The organism is Phenylobacterium sp., from assembly GCF_022402485.1.
GTDB lineage: Bacteria > Pseudomonadota > Alphaproteobacteria > Caulobacterales > Caulobacteraceae > Phenylobacterium.
This window is the reverse complement of sequence record NZ_JAKRSA010000027.1, coordinates 103,827-122,903: the sequence shown is the minus strand read 5'-3', so window position 1 is coordinate 122,903 and position 19,077 is coordinate 103,827. Positions and strand designations below refer to the sequence as shown.

16 protein-coding genes are annotated in these 19,077 nt (G+C 66.6%); 7 read left to right on the top strand and 9 right to left on the bottom strand.

Translation table 11 applies throughout. The features are described 5' to 3' along the window. Positions 1-91: 91 nt before the first annotated feature. On the top strand, positions 92-2,185 hold the full coding sequence (locus MH112_RS11330; RefSeq protein ID WP_296567810.1) for a lytic transglycosylase domain-containing protein: 2,094 nt from the start codon (positions 92-94) through the stop codon (positions 2,183-2,185). Between the two features lie 21 nt (positions 2,186-2,206). Here MH112_RS11330 and MH112_RS11325 read toward each other — a convergent pair whose 3' ends face one another. Continuing rightward, a complete protein-coding gene (locus tag MH112_RS11325; RefSeq protein ID WP_365787039.1) occupies positions 2,207-2,836 on the bottom strand; it encodes a TetR/AcrR family transcriptional regulator in 630 nt (209 codons plus the stop codon). 160 nt (positions 2,837-2,996) lie between these two features. Between MH112_RS11325 and MH112_RS11320 the strand changes: the two genes are divergently transcribed. Together MH112_RS11320 and MH112_RS11315 are read left to right on the top strand one after the other, a co-directional pair. Further along, entirely contained in the window at positions 2,997-3,911 is a 915-nt protein-coding gene (locus MH112_RS11320) for a class I SAM-dependent methyltransferase (RefSeq protein ID WP_296567808.1), read from the top strand. After that, the gene (locus MH112_RS11315) at positions 3,908-4,696 is read left to right on the top strand and encodes an RNA methyltransferase (protein WP_296567805.1); all 789 of its coding nucleotides are present in this window, start codon (positions 3,908-3,910) and stop codon (positions 4,694-4,696) included. Before MH112_RS11320 ends, MH112_RS11315 begins: the two co-directional genes overlap by 4 nt. Here the strand turns inward: MH112_RS11315 and hrpB are convergent. Together hrpB and MH112_RS11305 are read right to left on the bottom strand one after the other, a co-directional pair. Continuing rightward, entirely contained in the window at positions 4,693-7,125 is a 2,433-nt protein-coding gene (gene hrpB, locus MH112_RS11310) for an ATP-dependent helicase HrpB (protein WP_296567855.1), read from the bottom strand. The genes MH112_RS11315 and hrpB overlap by 4 nt on opposite strands. A 34-nt stretch (positions 7,126-7,159) precedes the next feature. Next, the gene (locus MH112_RS11305; protein ID WP_296567803.1) at positions 7,160-8,596 is read right to left on the bottom strand and encodes a sodium-dependent transporter; all 1,437 of its coding nucleotides are present in this window, start codon (positions 8,594-8,596) and stop codon (positions 7,160-7,162) included. A gap of 136 nt (positions 8,597-8,732) precedes the next feature. Between MH112_RS11305 and MH112_RS11300 the strand changes: the two genes are divergently transcribed. From MH112_RS11300 to MH112_RS11285, 4 genes are all read left to right on the top strand, one after another. After that, positions 8,733-9,404 (top strand): MBL fold metallo-hydrolase, encoded by a 672-nt coding sequence (locus tag MH112_RS11300; protein ID WP_296567801.1) that lies wholly within the window; start codon positions 8,733-8,735, stop codon positions 9,402-9,404. 56 nt (positions 9,405-9,460) lie between these two features. Continuing rightward, entirely contained in the window at positions 9,461-10,210 is a 750-nt protein-coding gene (locus MH112_RS11295; protein WP_296567799.1) for a response regulator, read from the top strand. After that, positions 10,207-11,559 carry an ATP-binding protein gene (locus MH112_RS11290; protein WP_365787033.1) on the top strand — a complete coding sequence of 451 codons (1,353 nt, stop codon included), beginning with the start codon at positions 10,207-10,209 and terminating at the stop codon, positions 11,557-11,559. Before MH112_RS11295 ends, MH112_RS11290 begins: the two co-directional genes overlap by 4 nt. A gap of 308 nt (positions 11,560-11,867) precedes the next feature. Continuing rightward, entirely contained in the window at positions 11,868-12,089 is a 222-nt protein-coding gene (locus tag MH112_RS11285; protein WP_296567797.1) for a general stress protein, read from the top strand. Between the two features lie 14 nt (positions 12,090-12,103). Here the strand turns inward: MH112_RS11285 and MH112_RS11280 are convergent, their stop codons facing one another. From MH112_RS11280 to MH112_RS11255, 6 genes are read right to left on the bottom strand one after another with little or no spacing between them, the layout of a single operon-like run. Then, entirely contained in the window at positions 12,104-13,594 is a 1,491-nt protein-coding gene (locus tag MH112_RS11280; RefSeq protein ID WP_296567795.1) for an MFS transporter, read from the bottom strand. Then, complete coding sequence (locus tag MH112_RS11275; RefSeq protein ID WP_296567793.1) at positions 13,591-14,364, bottom strand: TIM barrel protein; 774 nt, start codon at positions 14,362-14,364, stop codon at positions 13,591-13,593. The genes MH112_RS11280 and MH112_RS11275 overlap by 4 nt, the downstream gene beginning before the upstream one ends. Further along, positions 14,361-15,512 carry a Gfo/Idh/MocA family oxidoreductase gene (locus MH112_RS11270; protein ID WP_296567790.1) on the bottom strand — a complete coding sequence of 384 codons (1,152 nt, stop codon included), beginning with the start codon at positions 15,510-15,512 and terminating at the stop codon, positions 14,361-14,363. The genes MH112_RS11275 and MH112_RS11270 overlap by 4 nt, the downstream gene beginning before the upstream one ends. Continuing rightward, the gene (locus MH112_RS11265; protein ID WP_296567788.1) at positions 15,509-16,567 is read right to left on the bottom strand and encodes a sugar phosphate isomerase/epimerase; all 1,059 of its coding nucleotides are present in this window, start codon (positions 16,565-16,567) and stop codon (positions 15,509-15,511) included. The genes MH112_RS11270 and MH112_RS11265 overlap by 4 nt, the downstream gene beginning before the upstream one ends. A gap of 33 nt (positions 16,568-16,600) precedes the next feature. Beyond that, complete coding sequence (locus MH112_RS11260) at positions 16,601-17,332, bottom strand: sugar phosphate isomerase/epimerase (protein ID WP_296567787.1); 732 nt, start codon at positions 17,330-17,332, stop codon at positions 16,601-16,603. 3 nt (positions 17,333-17,335) lie between these two features. Next, the gene (locus MH112_RS11255; protein WP_296567784.1) at positions 17,336-19,030 is read right to left on the bottom strand and encodes a GMC family oxidoreductase; all 1,695 of its coding nucleotides are present in this window, start codon (positions 19,028-19,030) and stop codon (positions 17,336-17,338) included. Positions 19,031-19,077 lie beyond the last annotated feature (47 nt).

The window sequence follows — 19,077 nt, the reverse complement described above, 5'->3', positions numbered from 1 at the left end:
CCTACGATGTTGCGCGGACAATATGTCCGGTGCCGCCCTGGCCGCAACCGCCCGTATCGTCCCTGGAGGGACGAGAGCCTGGAGTTCCCGCTTGCACGTCCTTGCGCCCAAGACGCTTCTGACCGCCGCCGCCCTGTTCCTGGTGGTCGGCGTTCCCCATGCGCAGACGCCCCGGGCGACGGGAGAGGACCCGTTCCCCAGGCCCATTGAACTGCAGCCCGTGCAGCGGGCCCCCCTGGCCCCGCTCTCGGTCGGTGAGAATCAGATCCTGCGTCAGGCCCTGGCCGCGGCGCGCCGCAAGGACGTGGCCGAGGCCCGCAGCCTGATGTCGGCGATCTCTGACCCGATCGCCCGGAAGATCGTGGTCTGGGCGCTCATGGACACCGCGGGAACCTCCCTCGGCTTCTTCGAGGCGGATCAGGCCAGGCGCGATCTGGCGGGCTGGCCCAGGGGGGCTGGCCGACAGCAGACGGCCGAGGCGCTACTGGCCACGTCCGGTCTTTCGGCTGAACAGACGATCGCCTGGTTCGGCGGGGAGGCCCCGGCCACCGCCCAAGGGGCCATGGCCCTGGCCAGGGCCCTGAACGCCACGGGTCAGCAGGCCGAGGCCACCGCCCTGATCCGTCGGGTGTGGCGCGACGAGATCTTTGAGGCCAGCGTCCAGACCTCCATGCTTGCCCAGTTTGGCGGCTATCTACGCCCTGAAGACCATGTCCGGCGGGCCGATCGGCTGCTCTATGGGCAACAGGGCCCCGCCGCCCAGGCCATGCTCAGCCTGATCCCCGCAGACGAGCGCGCGATCGCCGAAACCCGCATCGCCCTGCGCAACCGATCCCCGGGGGCTGAGACGTTGCTGGCGCAACTGACCCCGGCTCAAGCTGCCCATCCGGGCATTGCCTTCGAGCGCGCGCCCTTCCACCGCGCCCGTGGTCAGGAGGGGCGGGCCTACGACCTGCTAGCCCCCCTGCCCGCCGAACATGCCCAGGTGAGCGCGGCGGCCACCCGGGTCTGGCGGGAACGCTATTCCATGACCTTGTCCGCCCTGCGGGCCAGGGATTTCAACAACGCCTATCGGGCGGCGGCCAATACCGGGCTTGCTGCTGGTGCCTCGGCCGCAGAGGCGGAGTTCTATGCCGGCTGGATCGCCCTGCGCCGGATGAACAACCCGGAGCTGGCTGACCGGCACTTCGCCGCCATTGCCGAGATCGGCACCTCGCCCATCACCCGGGGACGGGCCCTCTATTGGCGGGGCCGGGCGCACGAGGCCAAGGGCGACGCCGCCGCCGCCCAGAGCTTCTACGGCGCCGCCGCAGAGCACAATACGACCTTCTACGGCCAGCTGGCCGGGGAAAAGGTCGGTGACGGGACCATGACCCTGCCCCCGGAGCCCGAAATCACTGAGTTTGACCGGACCCGGTTTGAGGGCCGCGATGTGGTCCGCGCCGCCCGCCGGCTGAATGAAATCGGTGAAGCCAGCCTGTTCCGCACCTTTGCCCTGCACTTGAAGGACACGGTGCCTAACAGCGCCGAGCAGGCCCTGATCGTCGACATGGCCCGGGGCTATGGGGATCAGACGGGCTCCATGCTTGTGGTGCGTGGGGCGGCGACCCTCGGCCACGTCCTGCCCCTCCGCGGCTATCCGCAGCGGACACCGCCCCAGGTGCCCAATGCCCCGGAACTGGCCTTGACCCTGTCGATCACCCGGCAAGAGAGCGGCTTTGATCCGCTCATCCGGTCCCCTGTGGGCGCGCGGGGAATGATGCAGGTCATGCCCGCCACCGCCCAGATCGTCGCCCGGCAGATCGGGGTCTCCTATTCCGCCAACATGCTGGATGATCCTGACTACAATATGCGCCTGGGTCAGACCTACATCTCCCAGATGCTCAGCCAGTTCAGCGGCTCTTACCCCCTGGCGATCGCGGCCTATAACGCCGGTCCCGGACGCCCGACCCAATGGATCGGGTTCTGTGGCGATCCTCGCGGAGCCGGAACCGACCCCATTGATTTCATCGAGTGCATCCCCTTCTCCGAGACCCGCAACTACGTCATGCGCGTGATGGAGGGGACGCAGGTCTATCGGGCGCGACTGAACAACGGCACCGCGAAGATCACCCTGTCACAGGACCTGTCTCGGGGCGGCTATACCTACGCCCGCCCCACAACGGCCGACGCCGCCGCCCAGTGAGGCGTCCGGCCGTCTCTCGGCTCAGTCGACCGTCAACCCGCTGAGCAGGCCCTCGATGGTCACCTCAATCAGGGCGTCCTCGGGTTGCCACGGGAAGTTGGGGCGCGACAGCCGTAGGGCCACCACCCCATGACAGGCGGCCCACAGGGCCTGGGCGGCAGTGTCACCGTCCCCCAGGCGCAGCCGGCCCTCGGCGGCGATCTCTCGGACAACACCGCAGAACTTGTCATAGCAGGCGACGGCCAGCTCAGCGGTGGCGTCAGAGCTCTGTGGCAGGGGCCGAGTGCCTGAAAACACCAGCTGGTAGGCGTTGGGATGCTCAAACCCCCAGCGCATGTAGGCGTCCAGCATCATGCGGGTGCGATTGACGGGGTCCAGTGGGCGCAGGGCGATCTGGCTGTTGCGATCCAGCAGCTCCTGCATCACCCCCTGGCAGATCTCCAGCAGGATGCAGGCCTTGTCGGGAAAGTGCATGTAAAGCGCGGTGGACGAGACGCCGACCTCATCGGCGATCCGGCGAATGGTCGCAGCTTCATAGCCATCGGCCACAAAGATCCGCTCAGCCGCCTGCAGGATCTCAGCCCGGCGCATATGGCCGTCACCCTTGGCCTTGCGGGCCGACCGGCGACGTGTGGTGCTGACGCTGATCAACTGCGCTCCCCCTCCCATAGAGCCGGACAACGGAGCCCAATTTCACTGCGGTGACAAGCCCGCCGCCGAATGGCGAGGCTTTTCAGCCCAGATCGCCATACCGCGCCGTTGAGGCTTTCATCCCTGGCGCGCGGGGCGGGTTTTTCGTAAGCGAAGCCTCATGAGCTCCAGACGCCCCATCGTCGCCCCTTCCCCAGGCGTCATGCGCACCACCGGTTGGGCTGACTACGCCCTGCTGGATTCCGGCGATGGCCGGAAGCTGGAGCGCTATGGCCCCTACACCGTTGTGCGGCCCGAGCCCCAGTGCCTTTGGACGCCACGGCTGGAGGCCTCTGCCTGGGAACAGGCCGACGCCATCTTTGATCCTAGCGACGAGGAGGACGCCGGCCGCTGGCGCTTTCAGGGGTCGCCCTTGGAGGCCTGGCCCATGTCCTGGGGCGCGGCCCGGTTCAATGCCCGCTTCACAGCCTTCCGGCATCTGGCCTTTTTTCCCGAGCAGGCGGCCAATTGGGAGTGGCTGGATGCCCGCCTCCGTAGCGCTGCCGCCAGGTCTGCCGAGCCGCCCCGAGTGCTGAACCTGTTTGGTTATACCGGCGTCGCCAGTCTGGTCTGCGCCGCCGCGGGTGCCGCCGTGACCCATGTGGACGCCTCCAAGAAGGCCATCGCCATGGCGCGGGAGAACGCCGAGTTGTCCCATCTCGCCGACCGGCCAATCCGGTGGATCTGCGAAGACGCCCGCCGATACGTCCAGCGGGAGGTCCGGCGCGGATCGCGTTATGACGGGATTATCCTTGATCCGCCGAAATACGGCCGTGGCCCCACCGGTGAGGTGTGGCGCCTCTTTGAGGATTTGCCTGAGCTTTCTGATTTATGTGCAGAACTTCTATCAGAAAATGCGTCTTTCTTGATCCTAAATGCCTATGCCGCCCGCATCTCCGGTGCCGCCCTGGCGGGGCTGCTGGCTGACCGGCTAGCCGACCGGGGCGGGAGCATCGAATGGGGCGAGCTGGCCCTGTCCGAACAATCGGGGGACCGGGAGATCGGCCTGTCCTTCTATGCCAGGTGGGCGGCGTGAGCGGTCGCACCGTCACCTCCTTGACCAATCCCACGGTGAAGGCTGTGCGCGCCCTGCACCAGCGCAAGTCGCGAGACGAGACCGGCCTGTTTGTGGCCGAAGGCCTCAAGAACGTCACAGAAGGGGTCGAGACCGGCCACGCGCCGGAGATCCTGCTCTATGGGCGAGAGGCCGCCGATCATCCCCTGCTTCGCGCCGCCGCCGAGGCGACAGAGGACGCTGGCGGCGAGGTGATCGAGGTCACCGCAGACATCCTCGCCAAGGTCTCGCGGCGGGACAACCCTCAGGCGGTCGTCGGCGTCTTCCCCCAGGTCTTCACGCCGCTCCAAGCCCTGCAGCCCCGCACCGCAAAGGCTTGGGTGGCCCTGCACCGGGTCCGCGATCCCGGTAATCTTGGCACCATCATTCGCACGGCCGATGCGGCGGGCTGTGGCGGGGTGGTTCTGGTAGGCGAATGTTGTGATCCCTACTCGGTAGAGGCGGTGCGGGCGACCATGGGGTCCATCTTCGCCGTCCCCATCGCCCGGGCCAGCGAGGCGGAGTTCGCCGCCTGGCGTGGCAGCTGGCCTGGATCGGTGGTGGGCACCCTCTTGAGCGCTGAGGTCGATCATCGCCAGGCCGACTATGTCCATCCGGCCCTGATCCTGATGGGCAATGAACAGCAGGGCCTGCCGCCGGAGATGGCCGCCCTCTGCGACGTGAACGTCAAGATCCCCATGCGCGGCCGGGCCGACAGCCTGAACCTGTCGGTCGCCACCGGGGTGATGATCTACGCCGCCAGCTAGCTGCGCGGCTTGGCCCGCGTCGTCGGATCGGCAATGGACGGGTCTTCGGGCCAGGGATGGCGGGGATAGCGGCCGCGCATATCCGCGCGCACATCCCGCCAGGAGCCGCGCCAGAACCCCGGCAGATCCTGGGTCAGCTGGAGGGGCCGACGGGCTGGCGAGAGCAGAGCCAGCGTCAGGGGCCGACCGGCCACCATCGGGTGCGCATTGAGTCCAAACACCTCCTGGACCCGGATTTCCACCCGCGGACCGCCCTCAGCCTCATAGTCGATCTGCGCCCGGTTGCCGGTCGGGGCAGTCCAGTGGGTGGGCAGCTCCGCCTCCACGCGACGCTGAAGATCCCAGGGCACAAGACTGCGCAGAGCGCCGTCCAGAAGGTCAGGGGTAAGGTCTGACAACCCGCGAAGCCCATGCAGAACCGGCGTCAGCCAGTCATCCAGCCGCCCCGCGAGGGCCTCATCAGATAGGTCGGGCCAGGTCTCAGAGTCCTGCTGGCGCAGGAAGGCCACCCGCTGGCGAAGGCCTGCTGCGGCGCCCCCCCACCTCAGCCCCCCCAGGCCCTCCTTTCGCAGCCGAGCGGCCAGGGCTTGAGCCACCAGCTCTGCCGGAGGAGACTCATCAAGATTTTCGTTCAGGACCAGGCGGCCCAAGCGCGTCAGCCTTCGGGCGCGGATGCGCCCCCCGGGGCTTTCCTCAAGACGATCCTCAGTCTCCAGGATGGGGGCAAAGGCCGCCAGAATCTCTCCCTCCGTCAGAGGAGCCGCCAGCAGGATGCGGTCGCGGCGATCCCCACCCCCCAGCTCAGCCACCGCCAGCCAGGGCTCCCGCGCCAGGACATCACCGGCTTCGATGAAGGCGCCTCGCCCAGTCGCCAACTGGAACTCCCCTTGCGGGCCCCGGGCCTTGGCCACCCGCTCGGGATAGGCCAGGGCCAGCATCTGACCGTCACTGAGCGCAGGCTTCTTCCCGCCTCGCACCCCGCCAGCCCAACGCTCAGCCAGGGCGCGGGCGTCCCTGGCCCGGGGGGAACGGTCCCGCTCAAAGGCCTCGAGACGGTGGGAGAGGTGCGCTTCCCGCCCACCGATTCCTCGCTCAGAGATCAGGGCAGCGATCCTGGCAGCGCGGGCAGCCTGGCCATGCTCGCCGGCCCGAAGCACCATGTGCGCCAGTCGGGGGGGCAGAGGCATGTCAGCCAAGGCCTCACCATGCCCGGTGAGCACCCCGGCGGAGTCCACCGCCTCCAGGCGCTGCAACAGGCCCTGAGCCTCGCTGAGGGCTGCCCTGGGCGGCGGATCAAGGAAAGCCAGGTCATCAGTGGATTTCGCGCCCCATCGGGCCAGATCCAGCGCCAGACCAGAGAGATCGGCGTCCAGAATCTCAGGGTCCGCAAAGGCTGGCAGGGCGCGGGTCTCAGCCTCGTCCCACAGTCGGTAACAGACCCCTGGCGCGGTGCGGCCAGCCCGCCCGCGACGCTGGTCGGCCGCGGCTCGGCTGACCCGTACCGTCGCCAGCCGCGTCAGGCCACTGGCAGGATCAAAGCGCGGCACACGGGCCTGACCGCAGTCCACCACCACCCGGACGTCCTCCAGGGTCAAACTGGTCTCCGCGATGGAGGTGGCCAGGACCACCTTGCAGACGCCCGCTGGCGGCGGTGCCACCGCCCGGTCCTGAGCCTTCGGGTCAAGAGCTCCGTAAAGCGGGGCGATCAGGACATCGTCCCGGCGCAGGCGTTCGTTCAGCCGCTCAGCCACCCGCAGGATCTCGCCCTGTCCCGGCAGGAACACCAGGACCCCGCCTGTTTCTTCCGCCAGGGCTCGCTCGATGGCGCGCACCACATCATCTTCCAGGCGCAGGGTTTCCCGGCGTCCGAGATAGCGGGTCTCCACCGGAAAGGCCCGGCCAAGGCTCTCGATCACCGGGGCATCGTCCATCAGCCGAGCCACAGCCGCCCCGTCCAGGGTCGCCGACATCACCAGCAGGCGCAGGTCCTCGCGCAGCAGGGCCTGAGCATTCAAGGCCAGGGCCAAGCCGAGGTCGGCGTCCAGGCTGCGCTCGTGGAACTCATCAAAGATCACGCACCCGATCCCGGAAAGGCCAGGATCACTTAGGATCATCCGGGTGAACACACCTTCGGTCACCACCTCGATCCGGGTCCTGGCCGAGACCTTGGCCTGCATCCGCACCCGGAAGCCGACGGTCTCTCCCACAGGCTCATTCAGCGTCGCCGCCATCCGCTCGGCAGCCGCTCGTGCAGCCAGGCGGCGGGGCTCGAGCATGATGATCCGCTGCCCCTGCAGCCACGGCGCCGACAGCAGGGACAAGGGCGTGACCGTGGTCTTGCCTGCCCCCGGCGGGGCCACGAGGATGGCGCGGGTTCCCGTCGCCAGGGCGTCGTCTAGGGCACCCAGGACATCGTGGATCGGCAGCAGGCTGGAGCCCTCAGGTTGGACGGTACCCGCTCCCCTAGCTGATCAGCTGCGGGAACAGCCCAAACAGCAGGATCAGGAACACCGCAATCGGGCACAGCCACGCCACCAGGAACCGCCAAATCGGCAGAAGGGGGCCAGACTGCAGCCCGGTTTCCTCGTTCACCAGTTTGCGATCGGCGACCCAACCGATGAAGATCGCTGTGATGAGACCCGAGAGCGGCAACAGAATTCGCCCTGTAACGCCGTCGAACACGTCAAACCAGTTGGCGTTGGTGAAGCCCGGGACCATGGCCAGGGGGCGATGGTCGGCCCAGATGTTGAATGACAGCACCGAGACCATGCCGATCAGGAAGAAGCTGGTCCCCAACAGCCCTGCCGCCATCACCCGGGCCATCTTGAACCGCTCCACAAGATAGGCGGTCGAAATCTCCAACAGGGAGACCGAGGAGGTCAGGGCGGCAAACAGGGCCAGGACGAAGAAAGCCAGCCCCACCAACGCCCCGGCCGGCATGCTGTGGAAGGCGGCCGGAAGGGTTTGGAACATCAGGGTCGGACCGGCGTCCGGGGCGAGGCCAACGCTGAACACGATGGGAAAGATGGCCAGGCCCGCGATGATCGCCACTGAGGTGTCTGCAGCAGAGATAATGCCCGAGGTCTGGCCCAGATTGGTCTCCCGGGAGGCATAGGCCCCATAGGCGACCATGGCCCCGCCCCCGAGACTCAGGGAGAAGAACGCCTGTCCCAGGGCGGAATTGAGCACCTCGGGCTGCACGGCGCGGGCAAAGTCCGGGGTGAACAGGAATGCCGCGCCTGCGGCAAAGTCCCCCGTTACGCCGGCATAGACCGTAATGCCCAGCAGCAGGATGAAGAAAGCCGGCATCATCCAGACGGCGGCCACCTCAATCCCCCCCTTGACCCCCCGGGCGACCACATAGGTCGTGGCCGCAGCAAAGATGAAGTGGGCAATGCTCATCTTCACCGGATCAGCGAACAGGTCGGGCATCTGCTGACGGACCTGCTCCACGGTGAGGTTCGAATAGGCGCCTGCAAAGGGCTGGCCCGCCGCGATCGTGCGCAGCACATCTCCGCCCGAGGTCCAGATGAAGTAGAGCACCCAGCCCGCGACAACGCTGTAGAAGGTCAGGATCAGATAATTGGCGATCATGCCGATCACCGCCAACGAGGCCCAGCCACTGCTGGCCTTGGACTGCCGCGCCAGCAGGGCGGCGCTGGTGATGGTGGAGCGCTGGCCGTGCCGGCCGATCAGGGTCTCAGCCAGCAACAGCGGCGCGCCGATCAGGGCGACACAGAGGATATAGACCAGCACAAAGGCAGCGCCGCCGTTGGCCCCGGCCTCGGCCGGGAACCTCCAGAGGTTGCCCAGGCCGACGGCCGATCCGACGGCAGCCAGAATGAAGGCGGGCTTGGACGACCAGTTGGGCTGTCCAGACGACGGAAGGTTCGCGGCCATGAGGGTTCTGCCCTGGGGAAAGGCGTCACCCCGACGCCGAAACCCTATCCTTGGCCAGCGTTGCTGGAACAATCAAGCGCTCCAGGTGCCAGGCACCTCCCCTTGCGGGAAACCCCTGCGCCGATAATGTCGCCCCATGTCGCAAGCCCAAGAGCCTCCGATCCGCGCCCTGATCGCGCCCGTCACCCCCCTGGCGCAGAACTGCACCATTGTCTGGTGCGCCAAGACCAGGAAGGCGGCGATTATCGACCCGGGCGGGGAAGTGCCGCGCCTGCTCCAGGCGCTGAAAGACAATGACCTGACCCTGGAGAAGATCTGGATCACCCACGGTCATCTCGACCATGCCGGCGGAACCGCCGCCCTGAAGGCCGCCACCGGCGCACCGATTGAGGGTCCGCACCGGGACGATGCGTTCTGGATCGACCAGATGGATGGGGATGGGGCCCGGTGGGGCATGCCGGAGGCCCGGTCTTTTACCCCTGACCGGTGGCTCGAAAACGGTGATGTGGTCACCCTCGGCGAGACGGAATTCGAGGTCTATCACTGCCCCGGTCATACGCCGGGTCATGTGGTCTTTTTCCATCGGCAGGCCCGCTTCGCCCAGGTGGGAGACGTGCTGTTCCAGGGCTCCATCGGACGCACCGATTTTCCCAGGGGCAATCATCAGGATCTGATCGACGCCATCACCGGTAAGCTCTGGCCCTTGGGCGATGATGTGCGTTTCGTTTGTGGCCATGGACCCATGTCCAGCTTTGGGGCCGAGCGGCGCAGCAATCCCTTTGTCGCCGATCAGGTGCTGGCCCGCTAAGGCCACAGCTGCGGCTTTACAGCCGTGAAATCTGACGGTTACGCGGGAAGCCGACAATGTCGCCCATGCAGACGCCCCACACCGAAGCCCCTGGCCCCACGGCACGGATCCTGATGGTCGATGACGATCCAGGCATTCGTGATGTGGTCTCCGATTTTCTGGGCCGCCACGGCTATGCCGTAACCACAGCCGGCGACGCCCGGGAGATGGAGCAGGCCCTGGAGCGGGACCCCGTCGACCTGATCGTGCTGGACGTGATGCTGCCGGGCGAAGACGGCCTGGCCATCTGCCGCAGACTGGCCGTGGGCGAGGCCCCGCCGATCATCATGCTGTCGGCCATGGGCGAGGACACCGACCGGATCGTCGGCCTGGAGCTTGGCGCTGACGACTACCTGTCAAAGCCCTGCAATCCCCGGGAGCTGCTGGCCCGTATCCGCGCCGTACTCCGCCGGGCCGAACAGACCCGGCAGGGCGGCGGCGAAGATCTGGGCGCCGCCTGCGAGTTCGCCGGCTGGCGGCTGGACCTGGTGCGCCGAGAGCTACGGTCCCCGCAGGGGGTGGTGGTCAACCTCTCCAGCGGGGAGTTCTCCCTGCTGCGGGCCTTTGTCGAGCGGCCCCAGCGGGTCCTGACCCGCGACCAGTTGCTGGACTTCGCCCGGGGCCCGGACTCCGACGCCTTTGACCGGGCAATCGACGTTCAGATCAGCAGGCTGCGGCGCAAGCTGGACGACGGTGGCGGTCATGACCTGATCCGCACGATCCGCAACGAGGGCTACATGTTCACCCCCAAAGTGAAACGCCCGTGAGCCGGGTTCGGGATCGGCGGGGCACCGCCTCGCTGTTTGTCCAGGTTCTGATGCTCATCGGGGTCAGCCTGATTACCGCCCAGGCGATCAGCATCTTCCTGTTGTTCAATCTTCCGCCCCCTGTGCCGGATTTCTACCGGTTTTCGGAGATCGCCGAGGCCCTCAAGGGCCGCCCCGGCGACCTGATTGAACGCCGCGATCTCCAGTATGAACTCCGGGACTCGCCTCCAGAGGGCCAATCCACCGCCGACAGCATGTTGTGGGCCCGGGACCAGTTGGCCGAGGACCTGGGGGTCGCCCAAAGCGAGCTGGTGATCGCCAAGACCTACCGCCTGCCGATTTCCGATCGGCGGGTATTCCGCATCGTTCGAGACCGCCTGGAACGGGCCGGCGGCGAAGGTCAGGAAGACCGCTTCCTGGTGGCCCCCTTTGAGATCGCCATGAAACGTCCCGATGGCCAATGGGCTGTGGTGCGACCAGAAAAGGGGCTTGGCCTGAACGTCTGGCAGCAGCGGGTGCTGCTCTGGTTTCTGCTCTCGGCCCTGGTGATGGCGCCCATCGCCTGGATGTTCGCCAGACGGCTTTCCAAGCCATTCCGCCTGTTTGCTGAGGCCGCCGAACGTCTGGGCCGTGATCCCGAAGCCCCGCAGCTGGCCATTCGCGGGTCGGCCGAAATCTCCGTGGCGGTAAGGGCTTTCAACCAGATGCAGGAGAGGCTGCGGCGCTACGTCCAGGACCGCACCGCCATGGTCGGCGCCATCGCCCACGACCTGCGCACGCCCCTCACCCGCTTGCGCTTCCGGATCGAGAATGCGCCAGAGGATCAAAGGGCCAAGATGGCCGCCGACATCGACCAGATGGAGGCCATGGTCGCCGCCACCCTTGGGTTTGTCCGCGACGCCACCAAGCCCGGCCAGCGGACCCGCCTGGAGCTCGCCTCCCTGGTGGAGAGCGTCTGCGACGAGATGGCCGAGACCGGTGCCGCCATCGAGGTCGAGCGGGCTGAAAAGCTGGTCATCGAAGGCGATCCTGTGGCCCTTCGCCGTCTGGTCACCAACTTGCTGGAAAACGCCGTCAAGTTCGGCGACCGCGCCACCGCCCGGGTGATCCTCGAAGACCGCACAGTGGTCATCGAGATCGAGGACGAGGGCCCCGGCATCCCCGAGGAGGAGATGGAGCGGATCTTCGAACCGTTCTACAGGCGCGAGCCGTCCCGCAGCCGTGGCACTGGGGGCATAGGTCTCGGACTGGCTGTTGTGCGCTCCATAGCCAGAAGCCACGGGGGTGACGTAACCATGACCAATCGCCCCGGCGGCGGGCTGACCGCACGGGTGCTCCTACCAGCCTGAAGCGCGTTTCATCCAAGGCGCACCCGCCTCCCCGCAGCGACGGGCGGTGCCTTGCCCTAAGGGCCTGCGAAGATTCAGGGATTTGCGCACGCAACCCATAGTCAGGCTGGCGGGTTGCTAGAGCGGTGCCTTGTGTCTCCTCCGGTTCCGGAGGGGTGCGGAGCACCATCGCCGCCGACCAGGGTGACTTCTGCGCCGTCTCAATTGATCATTGAACAGCAGAAGTTGGCCTCAAATCTCTGTTTTATATGCCTTTCCCGTCTTTCCACCCGAGCAAGACAGACGCGAGAGGGTTCCAGGAGTGACCCATGAGTAGCCCCGAGCAAGATCCCCCGCGCGCCCGCCGAGGCTTTGCTGCCATGAACCCGGAGCGTCGCCGCGAAATCGCCCGCAAGGGCGGCGCAAGTGTCCCCAGTGAAAAGCGCAGCTTCGCCAAGGACCGCGATCTGGCCGCCTCGGCGGGTCGGAAGGGGGGCGAGGCCTCAAAGGGAAGCGGGCGCAAGCCAGACGCCGATACGACCGAATCCTGAAACCTGAACAATTCTCAGGTTGGACCGGGACTCGGCACAGGCTCGTCAGACGCCAGATCAGCGGCGCGGCGGCGACGGATTTCGGTGCTGATCTCCTGCTGGCGCAGCCGTCCGACCGCGTACGGCGCAAACAGCACCATGGCCACCAGAGCGACCAGGGCTGAACCTGGCCCCCAGGCCAGGAGCAGTCGGGTCAGCACATCTGCCGGCAGTTCAACCCCGACGGCCCGGCCGGCTTCCCGGGGAAAACGCAGGGCGTCGAGCGCCAGGCCTGCCACCAGCACCCCCACTCCGGAGGCCGCCTTGGCGGCAAAGCCGAGGCCGGCGAAATAGAGCCCTTCCCGGCGCCTTCGGAACAGGAATTCATGCTCGTCGGCGGCATCGGCCATCATTGAGGGATAGGCGATCATGGCGAAGCCCACCCCGATCCCAGCCATGGCGCTGTTGGCCGCCAGGAGCACAGCAGAGGCCGCGCCCTCAGGCCGATAAAGCCCGCTGACCCAGACGAGCGGGAGGATGACCCACGACACCAGCACAAGACCAAGCCCGACCAACACCACCGTGCGCTTTTCGAGGCGTTGGGTCAGTCTCGGGGTGACCGGAATGCCGACCAGAATCCCGGCGAGATAGGCATAGCCGACGAACTGCATCATCTCTGGACGCAGCTTCCAGACGAACAACTGGCTGTGGGTGTTCAGCGTGCCGTTGGCACCCACGGCGGCGTAAAAAATCACCGCGGAAAAGAACAGAATGCGGAACGAGCGGTTGCGAAGGATCTCGCTCACCTCCCCCGGAAGCCGACTGATCATGGAGGCGTCTACCGATGGCACCCGAGGCAGGGTCGCGGCGAACTTGTAGATCCCCAGACAGCAGAGGGTCATGGCGGTCAGCACCAGGGCTGCTACCGACCAGCCAAAGGCCGGATAGCGCTCAGGACTCTGCAGGCCGCCCTCACCGGCGAAGAACACAGAATAGGCCAGGGCCGTGATCAGAACGCTGGTGAGAATGCCCACCACCACCCGCCAAGCGACGATGCGAGAGCGCTCCACATAGTCGTCGGCCATCTCCGCCCCGAGGGCGAGATAGGGCACCCAGAACAGCGAAATGAAGGCCCTCACCGCCACCGAGGTCACCGCAAGCCAGATGAACAACATCGTCGGCGGGAGGCCTTCGGGCGGGGAGAACAGCAGCCCCAAACCCAGGGCGGTCAGGGGCGCCCCAGCGAACATCAACGGCGCGCGACGGCCAAACCGCGACTGAAGATTATCTGACCAGGAGCCGATGAACGGATCGACGGCGGCATCAGCGCAGAGGCCTATGAACAGGGCCGCCCCCACCATGGTCCCGGAAAGCCCCAGAACCGCCGTGTAGTAGAAGAAGATGAAACCAACGGCGGTGGAGAACAGGGCGTCCCCAGCCCCCCCCAGGCTGTAGGCGAACTTGACCCGGCGGGGCGGCCCAAGCGGTGCAACCTGACTTGCGGCTGCATCAGAGACTGCGCTCATGCGTCAGGGGTCCTGAAATGACCGATCGCCTGGCGAAGGGCGGCAGCCGGATCGTCGCGGGGGATGAACTCGTGACCGACCCACGCGTCGTACTCGAGGTGTCGCAGCAGTCCGGCCACGGCGGGCCAGTTGATTTCCTGCCGATCGTCCAGGTCCCGGCGTCCAGGGGCGCCGCCCGTATGCACATGGCCGATCAGGGGCAGGTTCGCGCGGATTGTCCGCAGGAGGTCTCCCTCCATAAGCTGCATGTGATAGGCGTCATAGAGCAGCCGCAGGGCGGGCGAATTGACCGCCGAGACCACCTGGGCGCCCCAGGCTGTATGGTCGCATTGCTGGTCGGGATGATCGACCTTGGAGTTCAGCAGCTCCAGCAGCAGCATGACGCCCGCGTCCTCAGCTACCTTTGTCAGGGGCGTGAGCCCCTCAATGGTGGCCGCCAGGCCCGCCTCATCGGAACGGCCTTCGCGGTTGCCGGAAAACACGATGACCTTTTCGACACCGCCGGCCGCAGCCTTGGCGATGGACTCCCTTACCGTCGCCTGCAGGGCCAGATGATGGGCGCGGTCATTGAAGCCGATCTCCAGGGGCTGATGTCCGGTCAGGGTCACCAGGCTCAAGCCCAGATCCCGGGCCACCGGCCAGAGGACCTCAGGCAGCATCTCCACCCCTTGAGCCCCGGCCTCGACCATCTGGCCTAGAAACTGCGGGCCGTCCACCTCGCGGCCTGCGGTGAAGGACCACCAGGCGAAGGACTGTCGAAAGCCGCTCATGGGGAAATCCTTGTCCACGCACCGTCCGCCCCGTGGCTTTCCACCACGGCGGAAATGAAAGCCACGCCCTCGATCCCATCAGCGATCCCGGGTGCCAACTGGGCCAGGGGGTTGGGCGCACGCCCTTGCTGATGGGCGCCGATTAACTCGGCGGCGTCGGCATAGATCTGGGCGAAACCCTCCAGATACCCCTCTGGGTGGCCCGCCGGCAGTCGGGTGGCCGCCGTGGCGTCCGACGACAGGCCAGGCCCACCCCGGCGCAGGATCCTGGGCGGCTCCCCGAGGGGGGTAAAGCGCAGCAGGTCGGGTTCCTCCTGCGACCATTCCAGACTGGCGTCCTCGCCATAGATCCGCAGTCGCAGACCATTGGCCGCGCCAACCGCCACCTGACTGGCCCAGAGCTGACCCCGGGCACCGCCCTCAAACCGCATCTGGACGTGGACATTGTCGTCGACCCGCCGCCCGGCGACCAGGGTTGCAAGATCGGCGCTGAGGCTGGCGACTCGCGCACCGGTCACAAATCGAACCAGGTGGAAGGCATGGGTGGCGATGTCCCCCAGGGCGCCGCCGGGGCCGGCCCGATCAGGGTCGCCCCGCCACTCAGCCTGCCGGTTGCCGGGCAATTCCCGGGCCAGCCAGTCCTGGGCATATTCCACCTGCACCACCCGCAAGGCGCCCAGCCGACCTGCTGCCATCAGGGCGCGGGCTTCCCGGACCATGGGATAGCCGGAATAGTTGTGGGTCAGGATGAAGGGCAGCCGGCTTTGCGCCACCTGGTCCCCCAAGGCCCTGGCGGAGGTCAGATCTGTCGTCAGGGGCTTGTCGCAGATCACCGGGATGCCAGCCGCCAGAAAGGCGAGGCTAATGGGTGCGTGCAGGTGGTTTGGAGTTACCACGGCGACTGCATCAATCCCGTCCGCCCGCGCCGCCTCGGCCCGGGCCATCCCCGTCCAGTCCCCGTAGGCCCGCTCAGGGGCGAGACCAAGGGAAGTGCCGAACGCCTTTGAGGTGTCAGGGTCCGAGGAAAAGGCGCCTGCCGTCAGGGTCCAGCGACCATCCAGTCGGGCGGCCATGCGATGGACCCCGCCGATGAAGGCCCCCGGCCCGCCGCCGACCATGCCCAGCCGCAACATCTTCGGATTGCTCAACGGTCGAGGCCAAGGAGCTTGCGATTGGCCGCCTGATCCACATCGGTGGCGACAAAGTCGTCAAAGGCCCGATCGGTCACCCGGATGATGTGGTCGGCGATGAAGGCGGCGCCTTCCCGGGCGCCGTCCTCCCAATGCTTGAGGCAGCACTCCCACTCCAGCACCGCCCAGCCTGCGAAGTCATAGGCGGCGAGTTTGGAGAAGATGGCCCCGAAATCCACCTGCCCATCGCCCACCGAGCGGAAGCGCCCGGCCCGGTTGATCCAGGGCTGATAGCCGCTGTAGACCCCCTGTCGTCCGGTCGGATTGAACTCCGCATCCTTGACGTGGAACATCTTGATACGCTCGTGATAGATGTCGATATATTCCAGATAATCAAGCTGTTGCAGCAAGAAGTGGCTAGGATCGTAGAGGATGTTGCACCGGGGGTGATGGCCCACACGTTCCAGGAACATCTCGAAGGTCGCCCCATCGAACAGATCCTCGCCGGGATGGATCTCGTAGCAGAGGTCGACGCCCGCCTCATCAAAGGCATCGAGGATCGGCCGCCAGCGCCTGGCCAGCTCATCAAAGGCCGTCTCGATCAAGCCGGCGGGCCGTTGCGGATAGGGATAGATGTAGGGCCAAGCCAGAGACCCTGAGAACGTCACATGGGCGTCGAGGCCCAGCCGGCGGGACGCCTTGGCCGCCAGCAGCAGCTGGTTCTCCGCCCAGGCCTGCCGAGCGGCGGGATTTCCCCGCACCTCCCGCGGCACACCGCCGTCATAGAGGGCGTCATAGGCCGGATGAACGGCCACCAGTTGGCCCTGGCTGTGGGTGGAAAGCTCGCTGATCTCTAGGCCGGCGTCGGCCAGCATCCCCTTTACGTCATCGCAATAGGTCTGGCTCTCGGCGGCCTTGGCCAAGTCGAACAGGCGCCGGTCCCAGGTGGGGATCTGCACGGCGACAAAGCCCATCTCCGCCGCCCAGCGGGCGATCCCCGGCAAGGTGTTAAACGGCGCCTCATCGGTGGCGAACTGCGCCAGGAAAAGTCCGGGGCCCTTGATGGTCTTCATCTTGTTTCGCCTCTTGCTTCGCGCCCAGCCCCCTCAGGCCGGCAGGGTCAGTCCACGCAGATGGTTCAGGCTGGCGGCCACGCTCTCCCAGGGTTCAGCTGGCCGGTCATGCTCGACAATGAAGTGCTCAGCCCCCGCCGCACGGGCCGCCGCGATCAGGGACGCGAAATCCATGACGCCGGCCCCCACATCGGCCATGTCACCATCAGCCGCCATGTCCTTCAGGTGCACCAGCTTCACCCGGCCCGACAGTCGCGACAGCATCGCTTCGGGGTCCTGGCCCGCCTTCCGCGTCCAGTAGAGATCCAGCTCCATCTTCACCAGATCAGGGTCAGCGCCGGCCAGGATGCGGTCATAGGGCCGATCCCCTTCCCCGCCTTCGAACTCAAAGTCATGGTTATGATAGGCAAAGCCGAAGCCCCCAGCCCGCACCGTCCGGGCGAGCCCGTCCAGGGCGGGGATGACCTCGTCCCACTGGCGCTGTTCGGGGGTCAGATAGGGCAGGACCAGATAGTCGCAGCCCAGTTGCTCGCCCATCTTCAGCACCTCGGCAGGCCGCTGGCGAAGATCGTCCAGCCCCACATGGGCAGCGGGACAGACCAGGCCAATCTCGTCCATCGTCCGCCTCAGGGCGGCGAAATCCGTGCCCAGGGGGGCGGCGAACTCCACTGCGTCATAGCCGATGGCCCGCACCCGCTTGAGGGTGGCGACCGGATCGGTCTGGAAGGCCCGGCGCAGGGTGTAAAGCTGAAGACCGATCTGCATGGGTCAGAGCACTCCGTCGCGCAACAGGTCGGCGGCGTGATTGGCCGCCCGGGCGCTGAGCGCCATATAGGTCAGGGACGGGTTCATTGAGGCCGACGAAGTCATGGCCGCCCCGTCGGTGATGAACAGGTTCGGAACTTCGTGAGCCTGGCTCCAGCCGTTCAGAACCGAGGTGGACGGATCCCGGCCCATCCGCGCGGTGCCCATCTCGTGGATACGGTCGCCTGGCGGCGTGATCTTCTCCCCGGCCGCTTCCCACGGCGTGATGTCCACACAGCCGGCGGCCTGGAGCATTTCATAGGCGTCCCGTGCGGCCTCCCGCATCATGATCTGCTCATTGGCCCCATGAGCGGCGTCGATCACCGGCACAGGAACGCCCCACTGATCGGTACGGCTGGCCGACAGGGTCACCCGGTTGTGGGCATAGGGCAGCACTTCCCCAAAGGGGGTCAGCACCATGGACCAGGGCTTGCCGCCGCTGACCTCTTCCCGCTCCGCGCCGCCCATGGCGCGAGCCTCAATGCGCCGAGTGCGCCCGGCCCCGCCCTGCATCCCAAAGCCCCGCAGGTAAGGCTTCTCCCGCTCTGTAACCTGGGCATAGCGGGGAATATAAATGCCCGTCGGCCGGTCGGCGGCGTCATGGACGTCATCAAAGCCCGGATAGCGCCCCGTAATGCTCTCGCAGCTCACATGGTCCATCAGGTTGCGGCCCACCTGATCGCTGCCATTGGCCAAGCCCCGGGGATGGGCCTCAGAGCGCGAATTGAGCAGGATCGAAGCCGTCGCAATGGTCGAGGCGTTGAGGAAGATGATCTTGGCCTCAAAGACCTGACCGGCCTTGGTTACCCGATCCACCGTCCTCACGCCGGTCGCCCGCCCTGTGGCCGGGTCGTACTCTACCGCCGCCACGATGGTGTCGGTCATCACCGTCAGGTTGCCGGTCTTGCGCGCCGCCGGCAGGGTCGCCGCCAGGGTGGAGAAGTAGCCGCCGAGGGGACAGCCGTGGACGCAACGCATCCGCTGCTCACACCGGCCACGGCCCAGATCCTGATGAATCTTGGTCACCCGTGACAGCTGGGCGGCCCGGCCAATGATCATGCGCCGGCCTGGAAAGGCCTGTTCGATGGCCCCCTTGGCGGCCTCCTCTACGCAATTCAGGGCGTAGGGCGGCAGGAAGTCCCCGTCGGGCAGATGGGGGATTTCGTCATAGTCTCCGGAGATGCCGGCAAAGGCCTCCACATGGTCGTACCAGGGGGCGAGGTCCTCATAGCGGATGGGCCAGTCGACCCCGTGCCCGTCGGCCAGATTGGCCTCGAAATCCTGCGGCGCCCAGCGGTAGGACTGCCGCCACCAGGTGATCGAGCGCCCGCCCAGGTGATAGCCGCGGATCCATCGATAGGGCTTGCCGGGCACCGTCTCATAGGGATGGTCGTGGTCGCTGGCCCAGAACTTCCGGTTGGAGTTGAACAGGGCGTAGCTGACGCCTGGATAATAGGGGTGATGCAGGTCCCGCTCCTCGACCGGCACCTGATCTTCCCGCCGACTGAGCTTGGCCGCCAGATCGTGGCTGTAGTCGGCCCCGTGCTCGATATGCGGCCCACGCTCCAGCATCAGGACCTTCAGGCCCCGCTCGCACAGTTCCTTGGCCGCCCACCCGCCGCTGATGCCAGAGCCCACGACGATCGCGTCGAACGCCATACTGATTTCCCCCGTCTTTTTCGAGAGCATGTCAGCGGGTCCGAGCC